Raw genomic sequence first — 18,479 nt, 5'->3', positions numbered from 1 at the left:
CGGAAAGACCCGGTCACGACGTGGCGACCGCCCCACCCTTGCCTTGCGCTCGGCATCCGGGCCTCCTGCGAGGCCGCCGCACACCCGTCCTGCGGCGTGTCAGACCGAGCGCGCCGTGATGACCCCGCCACCCAGGAGCCTGTCTCCAACGTAGATGACGGCGCTCTGGCCCTTGGCGACGGCGAACTGCGGGTCGTCGAAATCCAGGCGGAAGGCATCGCCGTCCAGGAGCGTGAGCGTGGCCGGTTCCGGCTTCTGGCGATAGCGCACTTGCGCCTCCACCCTTCGCGGCATGTGCTCGTCGGGCGTGAGGAAGTTGCGGCGGTTGGCCTCGAGGCCGCGCCAACGGCACATCTCGCGCGTGCCGACCACGACCTCGTTGGTCTCGGCCAGGAGGTCGATGACGTAGCGCTCCACGTGCGACTTGTAGAGGCCGAGGCCCTTCTTCTGCCCGATGGTGTAGTAGACGACGCCCCGGTGCTCGCCGACCACGGCGTGGCCGTCGGAGGCGTCGACTATCGGTCCCGGCCTGGCCTTGGTGGCCTCGTCCAGGTACGCCTTCACCGTCGTGGGCACGAAGCATAGGCCCGAGGAGCTCTTCTTCTGCGCCGTACGCATGCTGCGCTCCGCGGCCATGGCGCGGACCTGCGCCTTGGTGAGCTCCCCGAGCGGGAAGAGCAGGTACTTGAGGATGCCGCGCGGCAGCGCCCAGAGGAAGTAGGTCTGGTCCTTGTCGTCGTCCAGGCCGCGGTGCAGCTCGGGACCGTGCGCGCCGTCCACACGCCTGACGAAATGGCCGGTGGCCATGAACTCGCAGCCGAGCGCCTGCGCGCGAGCCACGAAGGCGCCGAACTTGATGTGGCGGTTGCACCACACGCACGGGTTGGGCGTGCTGCCCGCCTCGTAGGTCGGCACGAACGGGTCGATGACGATCTCCTGGAACGTGTCGCGGAAGTCGAGAAGGTAGAACGGTACGTCCAAGCCATCGGCGATCCTGCGCGCGTCGTAGGCCGCGTCCGGACTGCAGCACAGGTCGAACGCGCCGGTCGGCTTGTCGTCCGGCCAGAAGCGCAGCATGCTGCCCACGACCTCGTAGCCGCGCTCCGTGAGGATGGCGGCGGCCACCGACGAGTCGACGCCCCCGGACATCGCCGCCATGACCTTGACGGGTCTGGGAGCGACCGGCTGCGGCGATGGCGGGGCGGCGAGTTCCACGAGGCCCGATTGTACTTTCCGGCGGGCGGGGCGCGCGTCGGTCGGGGTTACCGACGACCCGGAGCGACCCGAGCATCGCGGGGCGGCATCCAACCTGTAAACTACGGCCCGGAGGTGGCCGTGAAGAGCGTCCGCATCATCAGACTCATCCTGCTGGTCGCGCTGGCCGCGTACCTGTGGCTCTTCCACACCGCGAACAGGCAGCAAGTGGAGCTGCCCGTCTTCCAGAGCTTCCTGCCGCCGCTGCCGGTCGCCTACGTCGTCGGCTTCGCCCTCGTGTTCGGGTGGCTCGTCGGGTTCCTGCCCGCTCGCATCGCTGCGTGGCAACGTTCACGCGAGGTGACGAGGCTCCGCGCCCGCGTCGCCGAGCTCGAGAGCCAGGCCAGACCGCCCCTCTCGGAACGCGCCACCGCGGTCCGCGCCGGTCCTCCCGCCACCTATCCGGCCACCGAGCCGGACGTGCCCGTCATCCCCGATCGCGGCAACCCGTTCCATGAGGTCCCGGTAAGCGACGACGAAGCCGGCTGATGCGCTCCGGCGTCCCAGCGGTGCGCTGGTCCGTAAGGCCACCCGCACCGCCTAGCGCCGTCGCGGCGCTGAGCCGCGCCCTGCAGGTGCCGCCTGCGCTCGCCGCCGTCCTCTGGTCGCGCGGCCTGCGAGACGCCGCCCCTGACCATCTCGACCCCAAGCTGGTCCTGAGCCCCAACCCGACGCTCCCGCTGGCGGCTGAGCGCCTGGCCCGAGCCGTCCGCGCTGGCGAGCGCATCCTGATCCATGGCGACTACGACGCCGACGGCATCAGTGGCACGGCGACGCTGCTCCTCGGCCTGCGCGAGCTCGGCGCGGCGGCGGCGGCCTTCATCCCCGACCGCCTCACGGACGGCTACGGCATCCACCCGGACAGGGTGCCGGAGCACGCCGAGCGGGCCGACCTCTTCATCACGGTGGACTGCGGCGTCACCAACCTGGCCGAGATCGCCGGCCTGCAGGCGGCCGGCGTCGAAGTGATCGTCACCGACCACCACACGCCCGGCAGCGCCCTGCCCGACTGCCTCGTCGTCCACCCCGGCCTCTCACCCGCGGCCGGTCACGGGTTGCCGGAGCTGACCGGCGCCGGCGTCGCCTTCCACCTCCTCTGGGCCGTGCGCGACCTGCTCGGCCTCGACCCTCCCCTCGAGTACGCCGACCTCGCCACGCTCGGCACGATCGCGGACGTAGCACCCCTCCTCGGCCAGAACCGGGCGCTGATCAAGGAAGGGCTCGCGCGCATGGCGGATTCGCGCTGGCCTGGCATCCGCGCGAGCGTCGCGCTGGCGAAGCTCTCCGAGCCCGTGAGCGCCCGCGAGGTCGCCTTCGTCCTCGCGCCACGCCTCAACGCCGCCGGCCGGCTGGGTGAGGCCGACGCGGGGTTGGAGCTCCTCACCACCGCCTCAGAGCGCCGCGCCGCGGAGCTCGCCACCTACCTGGACGCTCGCAACGGCGAGCGCCGCCGCATCCAGGACGCCATGTTCGAGGAAGCCTTGGGCAAGGCCGACCCGGAAGCGCCGGCCCTGGTCCTGGAGGACCCGGGCTGGCACCCGGGTGTGATGGGCATCGTCGCAAGCAAGCTGCTCGAGCGCTACTACCTGCCCGTCTACATAGCCGCGGCCGGCAAGGGCAGCGTGCGCTCCACCCCTGGCATCTCCGCCGTGGCGGGGCTCCGCGCCGCCTCCGCGCACCTCCTCAGGTACGGGGGGCACAGGCAGGCGGCGGGCTTCGCGCTCGACATGGCGAACTTCGGGGCGTTCCAGACGGCCATCTACGCCTACGCGCGGGTCTTCCCCCGGCCCGTGCCCGAGGTCGTGACGGACGCCATCCTCTGCGGCGAGGAGATCGAGGGCGGCCTCTGGCGCTCGGTGCAGGAACTCGAGCCGTTCGGCGAGGGTCACCCCGCGCCCCTCTTCGCGTTGTCCGACGGCCTGGAGGCCGCGCGTGCGGTCGGTAAGGACGGGAACACGCTGCAGCTCAGGATCGGCGGGGTGAGGGGGGTCGGCTGGCGCATGGGCGACCTGGCAGAGAGCCTGCCGGTAGGCGGACTGGTCAACGCGGCGGTGACGCTGGAGGAGAGCGAGTTCCGCGACAAGCGGACCCTCGAGTTCCGGGCCACCGCCGTACGCGCCGCGGCCCCCCTGCCCCTTGCGGTAGCCGAGGAAGAGCCGCCGGATACGGCCACTCGGGCGCCCGACGTGCGACGGTTACCGGTGAAGGGCGTCCACGCCGCCGGCTCTTACGTCCTCACCGATGTCGGTCCCGATCCGGTCGCCACGCTGGAGAGCGCGGCGCGTGGCGGCGGCGAGGTCGTCATGGCCCTCACGCCCGACGCCCTGCACGCCCTGGAACGTACAGCCAAGGAGTACCCGACCGTCGCCGAGTTGAGACGCGGCTTGAGCGCGCTCAAGCGCGGGGCCGCCCTCCCCTTCCTGGAGCCGAAGGCGGGGCGCATCAGGACGGCCCTCGACGAGCTCGGACTGCTCGACGACCACGGGCGCGCGGTCCGCCTTGCCCCGGGCACGCGCGTGTCGCCGTACGAATCGGCGAGCCTCATGGACGGCCTGGTGCGCAGGTACCGGCTACGCACGTTCGTGCACGCCTACCGGCATCTCGATGACGGGGGGTTCGCGTTTACTCTCGCGCGCCTGTTCGGCCCCGAGGCCGCGCCGGCGAGCGACATATACTTGCCCGATGTCGAGCAGCCCGTGGAGAGCACCGGAAGCCACTGACGGGCGCCTCCGCGAACCCTTGGCGCCGCCGGAGCCCGCGAGCCCGAACGCCGAGCTCGCGCGGCGCCTTAGAGCCGTCGTCAAGGGCGAGGTGCGCTTCGACGCCCTCGCGCGGGCGCTGTACGCCACCGACGCCAGCCCGTACCGCATCTCCCCCGTTGGGGTCGTGGTCCCGCTCGACGAGGACGACGTCAGGGCCGCGGTGCGCGTCGCGCACGAGCTCAAGGTCCCCGTCCTACCTCGGGGCGGCGGCACGAGCCTGGCCGGTCAGACGGTGGCGGCCGCCCTCGTCATCGACATGTCCAAGCACCTGACGGCGCTCCTCGAGTTGAACGTGCAGGAGCGGTGGGTCAGGGTGCAGCCCGGGCTCGTTCGCGATCAGCTCAACGCCAAGCTCGCCGAGCACGCGCTGCAGTTCACCCCGGACGTCGCCACGACCGACAGGGCCAACGTGGGCGGCATGGTCGCGAACAACTCGGCCGGCACCCGCTCCATCAAGTACGGCAAGAGCGTCGATCAGGTCATGGAGGCCCGGGTCCTGCTCGTCGACGGCACGGAGTTGGAGCTGAAGCCGCTGACGGGGTCCGACCTCACGGCCAAGTTGACGGCGCCAGGCCGGGAAGGCGAGCTCTACCGGGCCGTCCATGCGCTGGTCGCCGAGAACGCCGACGAGATCGCGGAGCGCTACCCGAAGGTCATGCGCCGCGTCGGCGGCTACAACCTCGACGAGCTGACGCACGCGGGAGCGGCGGGCCAGCGCCCGTTCAACCTCGCCAAGCTCGTATCGGGCAGCGAGGGCACGCTGGCGCTCATCCTCGAGCTCAAGCTGGCGCTGCACCCTGTACCGAGGCGCCGCGTCGTGACCATGCTCCACTTCCGCACCCTCACGGCCGCGTTCGAGGCGGTGAAGTTCGTGAACAGGCACGGCCCCTCGGCCGTCGAGATCATCGACCGCGACCTCATCGTGCTCGGGCGCGAGAACCCGGCCATGGCCCCGATGATGGGTTGGGTGGTGGACGACCCCGAGGCCGTCCTCCTCGTCGAGTTCGACGGCGAGGACCTGGCAGAGTGCCGCCGCGCCCTCGCGCGCCTGGAGGCCGACCCTGACGTGGCCGCGCTGGCGTACGCCGCCTACCTGGCCGAGGACCCGAAGCAGCAGAAGGAGATCTCCGACTTCCGGCGCGACGGCCTCGGGATCTACGCCACGATGCCCGGCGCCGCCAAGCCGACGCCGTTCATCGAGGACGCCGCCATCCCCGTCGAGCACCTCGCCAAGTACATCCCCGAGGTCATCGCGGTGTGCGAGCGCCACGGCACCAGGGCCGTGTTCTACGCGCACGCGTCCGTCGGCGTCATCCACGTGCGACCGCTGCTCGACCTCAAGGACGAGGCGGGCATAACGAGGTTCCAGGCCATCAGCGAGGAGGTCTTCGACCTCGTGGTGAAGTACGGCGGCTCATGGAGCGGCGAGCACGGCGACGGCCTCATCCGCTCGTATCAGAACCGCCGCCTGTTCGGCGACAGGCTGTACGAGGCGTTCATCGGGGTGAAGCGCGCCTTCGACCCGGACTGGCTAATGAACCCCGGGAAGATCGTCGAGGCGCCCGCGATGACGGAGAGCCTCCGGTACGGGACCGACTACCCGGCCGTCGAGCTGCCGACCGTGTTCGATTTCTCCGAGCAGGGCGGCTTCCTCGGCGCCGTCGAGGCGTGCACGGGCGTCGGCGCGTGCCGCAAGGTCGGCGTCGGGACGATGTGCCCGTCCTACATGGGCACGCGCGACGAGGACAACTCCACACGCGGACGCGCGAACGTGCTCCGCGAGGCGCTCACCGGCGGCCTGCCGGGCGGACCGACGAGCGACGACGTCTACCAGGTCCTCGACCTCTGCCTCGAATGCAAGGCGTGCAAGTCCGAGTGCCCCAGCCGCGTGGACATGGCCAAGCTCAAGTACGAGTGGCTGCAGCACTACTACGACGTCAAGGGCACGCCGCTGGCCGCGCGAGCCATGGGCAACGTCGGGCGGGTGGCGCCGCTGGCCCAGGCGCTCGCGCCCGTCGCCAACTTCTTCCTGCCGCTCAAGCCAGTGCGCTGGCTCCTGGAGAAGACCGTCGGGGTGGACGAGCGCCGCGTACTACCCAGCTACGCCCCGCGGCGCTTCGACGCCTGGTTCCGCCGCCGCACTCGGCCCACCCCGGGCACGCTCGGCAAGGTGGCGCTCTTCGCCGACACCTGGACGATGTTCAACCAGCCCGAGGTCGGCCAGGCCGCCGTGGCCGTGCTGGAGCGCATCGGCTACGACGTCGAGCTCGTGCCGTACGGCTGTTGCGGCCGGCCGCAGATCAGCAAGGGGCTGGCGCGCGAGGCGCAGCGCATGGCGCGGAGCAACGTGGCGGCGCTGCACGAGTACGTCGCGCGCGGCGTGCCGGTGGTCGGCCTCGAGCCGAGCTGCGTGGCGGCGTTCACGGACGACTACCCCGACCTGGTCCCCGGCGAGGAGACGCTCGCCGTGGCGGGCAACGTGCGGATGCTGGAGGAGTTCCTCGCCAAAGAGTGGACGAGCGGCCGCTTCAAGCCGGCCGACGTGTTCCGGAAGGGCGCCGGCGCCGTGCAGTTCCACGGCCACTGCCAGCAGAAGGCCGTGCTGCCCGCCAGCGCCAGCGCCACGAAGGCGCTACTGGGGTGGATCAGCGACGACGTGCGCGTGCTCGACGCCGGCTGCTGCGGCATGGCAGGCTCGTTCGGCTACTCGCACCACGACCTGAGCATGACCATCGGCGAGCAGCGCCTCTTCCCCGCCGTGCGCGAGTTCGAAGGCGAGACGGCGGCACCGGGCTTCTCGTGTCGGCATCAGGTCAGTGACGGGACGGGCAAGACGGCGAGTCACCCCGTGGAGTTACTGGCGCGCAACCTCAAGTAAGCGACTGGCAGACCCGTAGCGGGTCGCTACGGCAGCAGCCCCGCGACGCTTGGCACAGGCGCGCCGCGAGCTACATCTGCTCCGGCGCCGCAATCCCGAGCAGCCCCAACGCGGCTGCGAGCGTGGCGCGCACCCGGTCCACGAGCAGCAGGCGCGCCTCGCGCAGGCCTTCCTCGGCGCGCATGACCTGCGTGTCGGGCCGGCCGTCCTCCCCCTTGTGGTTGTAGTAGCCGTTCCAGGCCGTCGCCAGGTCCAGCGCGTACTGCGCGACCTGGTGCGGGGCGAGGGCGGTGGCGGCCCCCTCCACCACCTCCGGGAACCGCCGTATCACACGCGCCAAGCGCACCTCGAGTTGGCCGAGGCGGGCGAAGTCCGCTCCCGCCAGCGCGGTCTCCAGGTCGATACCGGCGACTTGGGCGGCCCTCAGGATGCTGCAGGCGCGGGCGTGGGCGTACTGAACGTACGGCGCCGAGTCGCCCTGCAACGACAACGCCTGCTCCCACCGGAAGTCGATGACCTTCTTGGCCTCGCCCTTCAGCATCCCGAAGCGCAGCGCCCCGATGCCGACCTGCCTCGCGACCTGGTCGACGTCCGCCAGTCCGGGGTTCTTCTCCTCCACCACGGCGCGGGCTCGGCGGGTGGCCTCCTCGGCCACCTCGTCGATGGACAGCGTGATGCCCCTGCGGCCGCTCATGGCCTGGCCTTCGAGCGTGACGACCTCGTAAGCGAGGTGGTGCGAGTTCTCGAACGCACGAACGCCCTCGGGGGTGCCCGACAGCGCGAGGGCCGTCCGCACGATGGTCTGCGGGTGGCTCTGGCGGACGTCGATCACGTTGATGATCTCGTCCGCGTGAGCGAACGACCGGCCGTCCGGGTGCAGCTCGCCGTGCTGGCTCGACGTGTAAAGGGGCCGGCCGCTCGGCTGCTGCGCGAAGCGCTCGAACGTCAGCCCGTCGAACAGGCCCGCCTTCCAGAACTGATAGCCGATGTCCTTCGCCACGTACATGGCGTTGCCGTCAGACCGAACGAGGACGACGAGCGACTCCTCCAACCCGGGCAGGAACTCGCTGACGTCCATGACGAGCGCACCCGCGTACTTGCCGGAGTCGGGGCGCGACACGTGCGGGCTCTCCTCCATCACGTCGAGCCCCCGCCGCAGCAACCCGCCCTGGACGATGTCAGACTCCCAGACGAGCAGGTCGTACTCGACCCCGAGGGAGTGATAGGTCTCGAGCTGCGCCTTGAGCACGCGCTCGACCTCCCGGCGCAGCTCGCCCCGCTCCAGGCGGTGCATGACCTCGTTGACGCCGCGCTCGATGGCCTCGCCGTCGCGCTCCTTCGCGGCAGAGAGCCGGACGTACAGCTCGCCGAGCCAATGGTCGTACTTGCGGTCCGTCTCGGGCGAGTAGCGCGCGTTGAAGTACGTGACGGCGAAGATGCTCTCTGCCGCCTGCCGGCCGGTGTCATCGATGTAGTTCTGGACCTCGACGTCGTGCCCGACGGCCGCGAGGATGCGCGCGCTCGCGTCGCCGAGGACCGTGTTGCGCAGGTGGCCGACGTGCGCTTCCTTGTTCGGGTTGACGCTCGTGTGCTCGACGACGACCTTGAGGCGCTCGGCACTCGGGCGGCGCGGCTCGAGGGCGACCTGGCGGACGAACCCGGCCGGGTCGAGGTGGAAGTTGATGTACGGCCCCACCGCCCTCGCCTCCGCCACGCCGGCCGGCAGGTTCAGCGCCGCGACGACGTCGGCGGCGATGGCCGCCGGGTTCTTGCCGAGCGTCTTGGCGAGCGCGAAGGCCACGGGGCTGCCGTAATCGCCGGGCCGGCCGTCCGGCACTTCCTGCACCTGGACGTTGGTACCCGGAGCTCCGACGGCGGTGGCTGCTGCTTCAAGCGCGCGCTGCAAGGCGATGACGACGTCGTCCATGACGGCGCCACGCTACCACGACCGCCTCGACGCGCCCTGCCAGAGTGTAGAATCGAGCCCACGCGAACTCCGCCACAGCAGCAGGCGCCCAGGCGCCCGGTGGTGTGGCGGAGTTCGAGGAGCCGCTCGCGCCTCGTGTGCTGGGAAACACGTGAGCAGTGTTTACGCAGTAAACTTGAGCAATCTTGACTCAAGCATGCAGCCACCCACAACCGCGCGGCGGCCCCGGCCGCCGCTCTGACCACGGCAACCTCGATCGCCCCAACACCGTCACGACCCCTTCGCCCTCACGCCGCGACCGGCACTAGGAGACCAGCATGTCAGAGGTCACCAACAGACCAGACTTCACGGCCCCGATCCCGGTATGCCCGGTGCGCGGGTCCGTGCTCTACCCCACCATGGTCATGCCCATCGATGCGGGCAGGCCCGTGAGCATCCGCGCCATCAACGCCGCCCTTGACCGCGACCGCACCATCGTCATCGTCAGCCAGAAGGACCGCGACGTCGAGGAGCCGGCCCCGAAGGACCTCTACGAGGTCGGCACCGCGTGCAACATCATGCGGATGAAGAAGAACCCCGACGGCTCCATCCAGATGCTCGTCAGGGCCTTCGCCCGCGTCAAGGTGCTCGAGTACTCGGGCAGCGAGCTCATCGAGGCCCGCGTCGAGCCCATCGAGGTGCCCGTCGGCGACGCGGTGGAGTTGGAGGCCGCCTTCCGCGAGCTGCGCGAGAAGTTCCGCGAGCTCGTCGAGGGGGGAAGCCGCAACGTGCAGAACGAGGTGGCGCAGTTCGTCCTCAACCTCGAGGACCCCGGGCAGTTCGCCGACTACGTCGCCTACCACCTCGACTTCCGCCTCGCCGACAAGCAGTCGGTCCTCGAGGCGCCGACCCTCGCCGAGCGCATCAAGCACGTCCTGCTCCTGATCGACACCGAGATCGAGCTCCAGGAGACCCAGCGCCGCCTGCAGCGCGAGGTCAAGGAGGAGATCGACCGGAACCAGCGCGAGTACTTCCTCCGCGAGCAGATCAAGGCCCTCCAGAAGGAGCTCTCCGGCTCCGACGACGAGGAGGACGAGGTCGAGGCGTTCCGCGAGAAGCTACAGGCGCTCGAGCTCCCCGAGGCCGTCATGAAGGAGGCGCAGCGCGAGCTGAACCGCCTCAGCCGCATGCACCCCGACTCGGCGGAGGCCTCGGTCATCCGGACCTACCTCACGTCCATCGTCGAGCTGCCGTGGAACACGCGCAGCGAGGACCGCCTCGACATGCGCAAGGCCGAGGAGATCCTCGATGCCGACCATTATGGCCTCGAGAAGGTCAAGGACCGCGTCCTCGAGTACCTGGCCGTCCGCAAGCTCAAGAGCGAGCGGGCCGCCAAGGGCGAGCTGGACGCCTTCGAGGTCAACAAGGGTCCTATCCTCGTCTTCGTCGGACCTCCCGGGGTCGGCAAGACCTCCATCGCCCAGTCCATCGCCAAGGCGCTCGGGCGCGAGTACGTGCGCATCAGCCTTGGCGGCGCGCGCGACGAATCGGACATCCGCGGCCACCGCCGCACGTACATCGGCGCCATGCCCGGCCGCATCATCCAGGGCATCCGCCAGGCCGGCGCCAAGAACCCCGTGTTCCTCCTCGACGAGGTCGACAAGCTCGGCAGCTCCTACCAGGGCGACCCCTCCTCGGCGCTCCTCGAGGTCCTCGACCCGGCCCAGAACTCCAACTTCGTCGACCACTACCTGGGCGTGCCGTTCGACCTCTCCGAGGTCCTCTTCATCGCGACGGCCAACTACGTCCAGCAGATCCCCGAGGCGCTCCTAGACCGCATGGAGGCCATCGAGTTCTCCTCCTACATCGAGCAGGAGAAGCTCGAGATCGCCAAGCGCTACCTGGTGCCGCGGCAGCTCGTCGAGAACGGCCTCAAGCCCAAGCAGGTCGACCTCACCGACGGGGCCCTGGCGCGGGTCATCACGTCCTACACGCGCGAGGCGGGCGTGCGCAACCTCGAGAGGCTCATCGGCACGCTGTGCCGGAAGGCCGCGAGGCGCATCGCGGACGGCGAGGCCAAGCGCGTGAAGATCACGGAACGCAGCCTCGAGCAGTACCTCGGCGCGCAGCGCTTCACGCCGGAGTCGGAGGCGGAGGACAACCTCGTCGGCGTCGCCACCGGCATGTACTACACCCCGGTCGGGGGCGACATCCTCTTCGTCGAGACCTCGGTCACGCCCGGCAAGGGCGGCCTCGTGCTCACGGGCCAGCTCGGCGACGTCATGAAGGAGTCGGCGCGCGCCGCCCTCACCTACGCCAAGACCAACGCCGAGCGCTTCGGCATCAAGCGCCCGCTCTTGGATGACTCTGAGATCCACATCCACATCCCCGCCGGCGCCACTCCGAAGGAGGGGCCGAGCGCCGGGGCCGCGCTCGCCACCTCGCTCATCAGCGCCCTGACGGGCGTTCCCATCCGCAAGGAAGTGGCGATGACGGGCGAGATCACGCTGCGCGGCCGCGTGCTGCCCATCGGCGGCCTGAAGGAGAAGGTCCTTGGCGCCAAGCGCGCCGGCATCAAGCACATCGTCTACCCGTCGCAGAACGAGGCGGACATGAAGGACATCGCGGCGCACCTCACGAAGACGCTGACGATGCATCCGGTCCAGGACCTCGACTCCGTGCTCGAGGTGACGCTCGTCGGCGGCCTCGCGGCGCTCGAGGCGCGGGCGGCCGAGTCGCGCTCCGGCACGACCGGCGGGGCGCCGAAGCCGCGCCGCAAGCGCGAGGTGGTACCGCCAAGCGGCGTGCGCGCCTAAGCGCGAGACTGTCTGCCCCACGGCCGAAGCCGTGCCGTCCTCAGCCGCCTCGATCACCCGAGGCGGCTGAGGACTTTCGTTACCACGGCGCCGGTGGGTGCCTCGGTCAGGGCGCGGGCTGCCCGGGCGCACCACCGCGAGGCGAAGTGCCGCCGTAACGCGCCCTACGGTATCCTTGACCGCATGTCCCGCCCTAGGCAACTAATCGCCGGGAACTGGAAGATGAACCGGCTCCCATCGGAAGCAGCGGCCTGGACGCGCGAGCTGCTCGCCCGCCTGGGTGATTCGCCCGCCTACGCCGGCGAACTCGCCCTGATCGTCCCCTTCACGCACCTGCCCGCACTGACCCAGCTGACTTTCGGGTCTAGCGTGTCCGTGGGGGCGCAGGACGTCAGCGCCCACGAGTCCGGCGCCTTCACGGGCGAGGTCTCCGCCGCCATGCTCGCGGACCTCGGCGTGCGCTACGTAGTCATCGGCCACTCGGAACGGCGCTCCTACCATGCCGAGTCGGACGCGCTCGTCAACGCCAAGACCCGCGCGGCCCTGGCCCACGGCCTCGTGCCCATCGTGTGCGCCGGGGAGAAGCAGGCGGAGCGCGACGCGGGGGACGCCGAACGCGTCGTGCTCGCGCAGGTGCGGGGCGCACTCGAGGGCGTCGCCGTCGACGCTCCCGAACGCCTGGTGGTGGCCTACGAACCCGTGTGGGCCATCGGCACGGGCCGCACGGCCACGGCCGCGGACGCTGCCGCGATGGGGGCCGCCGTGCGGGCGGAGCTGGCCCGCCTCTACCCCTCCGCCGGCCAGCGGGTGCGCATCCTGTACGGCGGCAGCATGAAGCCGAGCAACGCCGCCGAGCTGCTGGCGCAACCCAACGTGGACGGCGGCCTCATCGGCGGCGCCAGCCTCGAACTGGACGACTACCTGAAGATCGCCGAGGCCTCGCTGTGACGGCCGCTCAGGACCCGGAGCTGGCGGGGCGCCTGAGGACCCTCCGCGAACGCTTGCGCGCGGCGGGGGCCGACGCGCTGCTCGTGACCAACCCTCCCAACGTGCGCTACCTGTCCGCCTTCTCCGCACCCGAGGACGGCGCCGTGCTCCTGACGCAAGACGCGGTGACGCTCTACACGGACGCGCGCTACACGACCCAGGCCGGTCAAGAGGTGGCGATCCAGATCGAGGTCGTCCCCAGCATCGACGAGGCCGTGGCCGACAAGCTCGCCGGCCGGCGCCTGGCGGTCGAGGGCGAGCACATGACGCTGGGGCGCAACCGGGCCATCGCCCGCCGCCTCGGAAGCGAGCCGGTGGCCGTCGACGGCTTCTTCACCGCCCTGCGGACGGTGAAGTCGGAGCGCGAGGTCGCGGCCCTCCGGGAGGCGGCGCGCGTCACCGACGAGGCGTTCTCCGCCGCCCTGGCGATGATGGGGCCCGGCGTCCGGGAGATCGAGGTGGCCCTGTGCCTCGAGAGCGCCATGCGCTTGGCCGGGGCGGAGGGCTCGGCGTTCGACATCATCGTCGCCAGCGGCACGCGAGGCGCGATGCCCCACGGGGTCGCGTCCCAGAAGGAGCTCGCGGCAGGCGAGCTGGTGACCCTGGACTTCGGCGCGGTCGTGAACGGCTACCACGCGGACATGACCCGCACGGTGGCGGTCGGCGCCGTCGGCGCGGAAGAGCGCAGGTTGTTCGAGGCCGTCCTGGAGGCGCAGGAAGCGTCGCTTGCCGCCCTCGCGCCCGGCAGGACGGGCCGCGAGATCGACGCCGTGGCGCGAGCCGCGTTGGCCAGGCACGGCCTGGAAGAGTACTTCACGCACTCGCTCGGCCACGGCACCGGCCTCGTCATCCACGAGGAGCCGCGCCTGAGCAAGAAGAGCGACACGGTCCTCCAACCCGGCATGATCGTCACGGTCGAGCCCGGCGTCTACCTCCCGGGGTTCACGGGGCTGCGCATCGAGGACCTGGCCGTCATCACGAGCGACGGTCACGAGGTCCTCTCGAGGAGCCCGAAAGGCTTCCGCTCCGTCTGACGGCCAGCGGCCGACCGACCGTCGTGGCGGTCGGGTCGTCGCGTCGAGGCGATCGTCACCCGAGATCGACGGCCACCGCCCTTGTCAGCCCAGGACCAACGCCGTCACCGCCGCCAGCACCGCCCTGACCGTCTCTGCATCGGCCGCCTCGCAGTACACGCGTAAGAGCGGCTCGGTGCCGCTCGCCCGCACGAGCACCCAAGCGTCGTCGGCCAGGTTCAGCTTCACCCCGTCGAGGCGCTCGACGCTCGTCACCCGTTTGCCGGCCAAGCGCGAGGGCGGGACGTCCAGGCTCCCAGCGGCGCGGGCCAGCGCCTCGGCACCGTCCAGGTGCAGGTCGAGGCGGTCGTAAGCGTGACGCCACCCGGCCTCCTCCTCGAGCGCGGCGAAGCGTTCGGAGGGCGAGACCCCCGTAACGGCGACCGCCTCGAGGAGCAGCAACGCGTTGGCGAGCCCGTCGCGCTCCGGCAGGTGCGCGCTCACGCCTATGCCACCAGACTCCTCGCCCCCGATCAGGACCCCTCCGGTGAGCATCGCGTCGGCCACGTGCTTGAAGCCGACCGGCGTCTCTACGACCTCCAACCCACGCTCGCGAGCCAACCGTTCGACGATCCGGCTGACGGTGAAGGTCTTGACCACGGCGCCGCGCTCGCCACGCCTCTGCAGGGCGTCGAGGAGCACGGCGAAGATCTGATGGGAGTCGAAGAACTCGCCGCCGGGTAGGACGACGCCGATGCGGTCGGCGTCGCCGTCCGTGGCGGCCGCGAACGCCACGCCTGGCGCGGCGGCGCGCATGTGGGCGATGGTGGCGGCGAGGTTGGCGGCGATCGGCTCCGGGTTGACACCGTAGAAGGTGGGGTCGGGCCTCCCGCGCACCTCCTCGATCCGACCGCGCAGGTCGTGCCTGGCGAAGTAGCCGACGAGCCAGCCGGCGCCGGCGCCGCCCATGGCGTCGTGCACCAACCGCACGCCGGAGCGAGCGATCGCCGCCATGTCGACGAGCCGGTCGAGCGCGGCGAAGTAGCCCTCGCGCGCGTCGAAGGCGCCAGGCACCCCGGAACGGCGCACGTCGGTCGGCGCGATCCTCGCGGCGCGCTCGGCCACGTCGCGGTAGGTGGCGTCGGAGGCCGAGCCGCCGTAGGCGGCCTTCAGCTTGAAGCCGGAGTACTCGGCAGGGTTGTGGGACGCCGTGACCATCACGCCGCCACATGCGCCCAAGCGCGTCACGGCGTGCGACAGGGCGGGGGTAGGCACGTAGTCCGCGCTCACGAGGGCCTCGATGCCGTTGCCCGTCAACACCTCGGCCACCAGGTTGGCGAAGCGACGGCCGAGGAAGCGGGTGTCGTACCCGACGAGCACCGTTCCCTTGCCGTGTGCGAGGAGGTGCTCGGCGTACGCCTGGGCGGCGCGGCCCAGGTTGGCGACCGTGAAACGCTCCGCGATGACTTCGCGCCAGCCGTCCGTGCCGAACTTGAGCTCATCCAACCGACCTGGTCCCATCTGATCTCGCTCCATGCCACCTCCTTCCACAACGTACACTTGCGCCCGTGAGCATCGTCATCAAGTACGGCGGCAACGCCATGACGGAACCGGCCACGCGGCGCGCCGTGGCTGGCGGCCTGCGGAACCTCGCCGGCAAGGGCGGCGGCGCTTCGGCCCGAGCAGTCCCCCCGGTGGTGGTGCACGGCGGCGGACCCTACATCCAGGCCGCCCTCGACGAGGCCGGCCTGGAACACCGCTTCGAGCGCGGGCTGCGCGTCACGAGCCCCGAGTCCGTGGTGGTCATAGAGCGGGTCCTGACCATGCTCGCCAAGGAGCTGGCGTTCGAGATCGGCCCGGCGGTGGGGATCACCGCGCGCGACGCCCGCTGCATCACCGCCGAGGTGCGCGACCCGGCGCTCGGTCGCGTCGGGCGCGTCACCCACGTAGACACGCGCGTCCTGCGCGCGCTACGCGGCGGCGGGCTCGTACCGGTCCTCGCCTGCCTCGCGCTCGACGCCGAAGGGAACGCCCTGAACGTGAACGGCGACGAGGCGGCCGGCGCAGTCGCCGGGGCGCTCGGCGAGGGCGTCGTGTTCCTGACGAACGTGCCGGGAGTCCTGGACGACCCCGCCGTGCCCGGCTCCCTCTTGAGCACTCTCACGCGCGCCGAGGCCCGTGCGCGCATCGAGGACGGACGCATCGCCGGCGGCATGATCCCCAAGGTCGAGGCGGCGCTGGACGCCTTGGCCATGGGCGCGCCGTTCGCGGTGGTCGCCGACGGGCGCGACCCCGACGGCGTGGAGCGGGCGCTGGCGGGTGGCGGCACGCGCGTCCTCGCCGACTGACAGCCGCCGCGGCGAGCCGCCCGGCCGTCAGCCACAGGCGCTTCGAGCGCGCCGGGCCGGTGAGATTCCTGTAAGAGCGACGAGGCTACCGTGGCGTCGGATCCGCCCGAGGCAACCCTTCGGACGGGGCCGCGGAGACGTTAACGGCACTAGGAGCCCGAGATGCATGACGACATCACATCGCTGCCCACGCTGGATCTGATCCGCGAGGCCACCGTGCTCGAGCTGAAGATCATCCACGACACCAGCTCCGCGATGGAGACCGAACGGTACTGCCTGATCCAGGTCGAGCTCGGTGGTCGCCTATCTAGGGACTTGGTGGTCGATCCGCGGGACTGAAGCGACCGGCACCCGCTCCCCCCTCAAGCAACGGCCCGGCGGGTGCCGTCGTTCAAGCGCAGGTGACGGCGAGAAGGCCGGCCGGGAACATCAGAACCGACCGCACCTGACGTTCCGGTGTGCGATTGCCGGGTTTTTCCTGTTGCGTGGTGCGCCGGTTCTGGTACATTTGACGGCGTGCGTCCCTCAAGCCTGGTCCGTTCCGTTCTCGCAGTGGTCGTCTTGGGGACCGCAGCGGCATCCGCCAAGACCATCACCGTGCAGCCGGGCGACAGCCTGTGGGCACTGGCACGCCGTTACGACACTACGGTCGCCGATCTCATCCAACTGAACGGCCTCTCCTCCGACGCCATCCGCCCCGGCCAGGTCTTGACCGTGCCGGGCGAGGACGAGGAGCCGGCGGCGCAGGTCAAGACGGTGGTGGTGCGCGCCGGCGACACGCTCTACGACATCGCCTTGGCCAACGACCTCTCGGTCGCCGACCTCATCGCGTTCAACGACCTCGACGGCACGCTCATCCACCCCGGCCAGGAGCTGCGGCTGGCGACCGGCGACAAGGCCCCCGAGCCGCTCACGGTCACCGTGGCCGCGGGCGACTCCCTCTGGGCGTTGGCCCGCCGGTACGACACGACAGTGGCCGCCATCGCCAGCGCCAACGGCCTCTCGTCAGCGGCCACCTTGCGCGTCGGAGCCATACTCTCTATCCCGGGGCAGTACGCCAGCGCGTCCGAGACGGACGTCGGCGGTCCTGTGCCCATGCAGATCGTCGTCGGTCCGGGTGAGACCCTGTGGTCGATCGCCCAGCGTTACGACAGCACCATCGCTGCCCTCAAGAGCGCCAACTCGCTCAAGGGCGACACGCTCTACGTCGGCCAGCAACTCCGCGTGCTTCCCGGCACGGACATCGAGCCTACCAAGGCCGTCCTCGCCGTTCCGGCCGCGCCCACGACCGGCGACGGCACGCTCATGTGGCCCCTCATCGGCTCCATCACCTCGCGCTTCGGCTACCGGCAGTTGCGCGTAAGCGGGAGCAACTTCCATACGGGGATAGATATCGACGGCGAGACGGGCGACCCGATCCGCGCCGCGCACGCCGGCACCGTGACGCTCTCCGGCTGGCACGGTGGGTACGGCAACCTCGTGATAGTCACGAGCGGCAACACCGAGTACTATTACGGTCACGCCTCCGCGCTCAAGGTCGAGGTAGGCGACGAGGTCGCCGCCGGCGACGTCATCGCGCTCGTCGGTAGCACTGGGAACTCGACCGGATCGCATCTGCACTTCGAGATCCGCGTAGACGGCCAGATGATCGACCCTCTGCCCCGCCTCGATACGTACGCCGGGCGTTGATCGATCGGAAGTGAGCTGACCGAGTGCGTATCGTCGTCATCGGCGACATCCACGTGCAACCTGACAAGCTGTGGCGCATGCTCCGCGAGGCCGGCCTCGCAGACGAGCAGAACCGGCCTACGGACGCCCTGCGCGGCAGCGACACGCGACTGGTGCTCCTGGGCGACCTCGTGCACGCCAAGAGCAGGCAGCGCTACGCCGACCTGATCAACGTGCGGCGCTACGACGAGTACAACCCGCGCCACCTGCAGCGGGCCGAGGCGATCCAGGTGCGCTTCCTGCGCGAGGTCAAGGGCTTCCAGGACCGCGTGCCGAGCGGCAACATGGTCATCCTCCTCGGCAACCACGACTTCAACGCCGCCACGGTCGAGCAGGGTCCGCTGCGCACCGACGACGTGTCGCACCTTGAGTGGAAGCCTGGCCACGGCGAGGAGCTCGAGCCGGAGCTGCGCGACTGGATCCTCGGCTGGCCCAGGGAGCTCGCGGTCGAAGGGCTGCACTTCGCCCACGTCGGGCCGCTCCCCGAGCACAACGTCTACGACCAGGCCTTCTACCTCGAGAACCGGCGGCGCTGGCTGCAGGAGGACAAGGACTTCCTCGACGGCACCCCTTACCGCCTTGGCGTGTACGGGCACACCCCAGTGCGCGGCGGGGTCAACGTGGCGTCGCAGGGGCGGGCACTGCTCCTCGACACGAACGGTCACAAGGACGAGTACGCGTGGCTCGAGATCGACACGAGCAGCGCCGAGTACAGGCTGCGCCTGCACGGGCTGTTCTTCGACGAGACCGTGCCGCGCCTGCCTGCGTCTACCTGAACGGGGCTCGG

General features: G+C 70.6%; 13 protein-coding genes and 1 pseudogene. 11 read left to right on the top strand and 3 right to left on the bottom strand.

The features are described 5' to 3' along the window. Window positions 1-99: 99 nt before the first annotated feature. Entirely contained in the window at window positions 100-1,215 is a 1,116-nt protein-coding gene (mnmA, locus tag M9914_11830; protein MCO5174865.1) for a tRNA 2-thiouridine(34) synthase MnmA, read from the bottom strand. Between the two features lie 120 nt (window positions 1,216-1,335). On the opposite strand from mnmA, the gene M9914_11825 reads away from it, so the two are divergent. From M9914_11825 to M9914_11815, 3 genes are read left to right on the top strand one after another with little or no spacing between them, the layout of a single operon-like run. Next, window positions 1,336-1,743: a LapA family protein gene (locus M9914_11825; protein ID MCO5174864.1), complete on the top strand. Its 408-nt coding sequence runs from the start codon at window positions 1,336-1,338 to the stop codon at window positions 1,741-1,743. Further along, a complete protein-coding gene (locus tag M9914_11820) occupies window positions 1,743-3,974 on the top strand; it encodes a DHH family phosphoesterase (protein ID MCO5174863.1) in 2,232 nt (743 codons plus the stop codon). The genes M9914_11825 and M9914_11820 overlap by 1 nt, the downstream gene beginning before the upstream one ends. After that, window positions 3,937-6,894: an FAD-binding protein gene (locus tag M9914_11815; protein MCO5174862.1), complete on the top strand. Its 2,958-nt coding sequence runs from the start codon at window positions 3,937-3,939 to the stop codon at window positions 6,892-6,894. Before M9914_11820 ends, M9914_11815 begins: the two co-directional genes overlap by 38 nt. A gap of 70 nt (window positions 6,895-6,964) precedes the next feature. Here the strand turns inward: M9914_11815 and M9914_11810 are convergent, their stop codons facing one another. Next, complete coding sequence (locus tag M9914_11810) at window positions 6,965-8,821, bottom strand: arginine--tRNA ligase (GenBank protein MCO5174861.1); 1,857 nt, start codon at window positions 8,819-8,821, stop codon at window positions 6,965-6,967. A gap of 317 nt (window positions 8,822-9,138) precedes the next feature. On the opposite strand from M9914_11810, the gene lon reads away from it, so the two are divergent. From lon to M9914_11795, 3 genes are all read left to right on the top strand, one after another. Continuing rightward, window positions 9,139-11,616 (top strand): endopeptidase La, encoded by a 2,478-nt coding sequence (gene lon / locus M9914_11805; GenBank protein MCO5174860.1) that lies wholly within the window; start codon window positions 9,139-9,141, stop codon window positions 11,614-11,616. Between the two features lie 183 nt (window positions 11,617-11,799). Further along, window positions 11,800-12,564 (top strand): triose-phosphate isomerase, encoded by a 765-nt coding sequence (gene tpiA, locus M9914_11800; GenBank protein ID MCO5174859.1) that lies wholly within the window; start codon window positions 11,800-11,802, stop codon window positions 12,562-12,564. Next, window positions 12,561-13,637: a Xaa-Pro peptidase family protein gene (locus M9914_11795; protein MCO5174858.1), complete on the top strand. Its 1,077-nt coding sequence runs from the start codon at window positions 12,561-12,563 to the stop codon at window positions 13,635-13,637. The genes tpiA and M9914_11795 overlap by 4 nt, the downstream gene beginning before the upstream one ends. Window positions 13,638-13,721: 84 nt before the next feature. On the opposite strand, the gene M9914_11790 is transcribed toward M9914_11795, so the two are convergent. After that, entirely contained in the window at window positions 13,722-15,152 is a 1,431-nt protein-coding gene (locus tag M9914_11790; protein MCO5174857.1) for a phosphoglucomutase/phosphomannomutase family protein, read from the bottom strand. Window positions 15,153-15,184: 32 nt separating this feature from the next. Between M9914_11790 and argB the strand changes: the two genes are divergently transcribed. The 5 genes and pseudogenes from argB (at window position 15,185) to M9914_11765 (ending at window position 18,468) form a co-directional block, all read left to right on the top strand. After that, the gene (argB, locus tag M9914_11785) at window positions 15,185-15,964 is read left to right on the top strand and encodes an acetylglutamate kinase (GenBank protein MCO5174856.1); all 780 of its coding nucleotides are present in this window, start codon (window positions 15,185-15,187) and stop codon (window positions 15,962-15,964) included. Window positions 15,965-16,126: 162 nt separating this feature from the next. Then, window positions 16,127-16,303 (top strand): hypothetical protein, encoded by a 177-nt coding sequence (locus M9914_11780; protein MCO5174855.1) that lies wholly within the window; start codon window positions 16,127-16,129, stop codon window positions 16,301-16,303. A 258-nt stretch (window positions 16,304-16,561) separates the two neighbouring features. After that, window positions 16,562-17,133, top strand: a pseudogene (locus tag M9914_11775) (LysM peptidoglycan-binding domain-containing protein). Between the two features lie 136 nt (window positions 17,134-17,269). Beyond that, a complete protein-coding gene (locus M9914_11770; protein ID MCO5174854.1) occupies window positions 17,270-17,653 on the top strand; it encodes a M23 family metallopeptidase in 384 nt (127 codons plus the stop codon). Between the two features lie 23 nt (window positions 17,654-17,676). After that, entirely contained in the window at window positions 17,677-18,468 is a 792-nt protein-coding gene (locus M9914_11765) for a metallophosphoesterase (GenBank protein ID MCO5174853.1), read from the top strand. The last annotated feature ends 11 nt before the right edge of the window (window positions 18,469-18,479 follow it).

The sequence above is a fragment of the Trueperaceae bacterium genome, from assembly GCA_023954415.1.
In the GTDB taxonomy this organism is placed as follows: domain Bacteria; phylum Deinococcota; class Deinococci; order Deinococcales; family Trueperaceae; genus JAAYYF01.
This window is presented reverse-complemented; position numbering and strand designations above follow the sequence as displayed.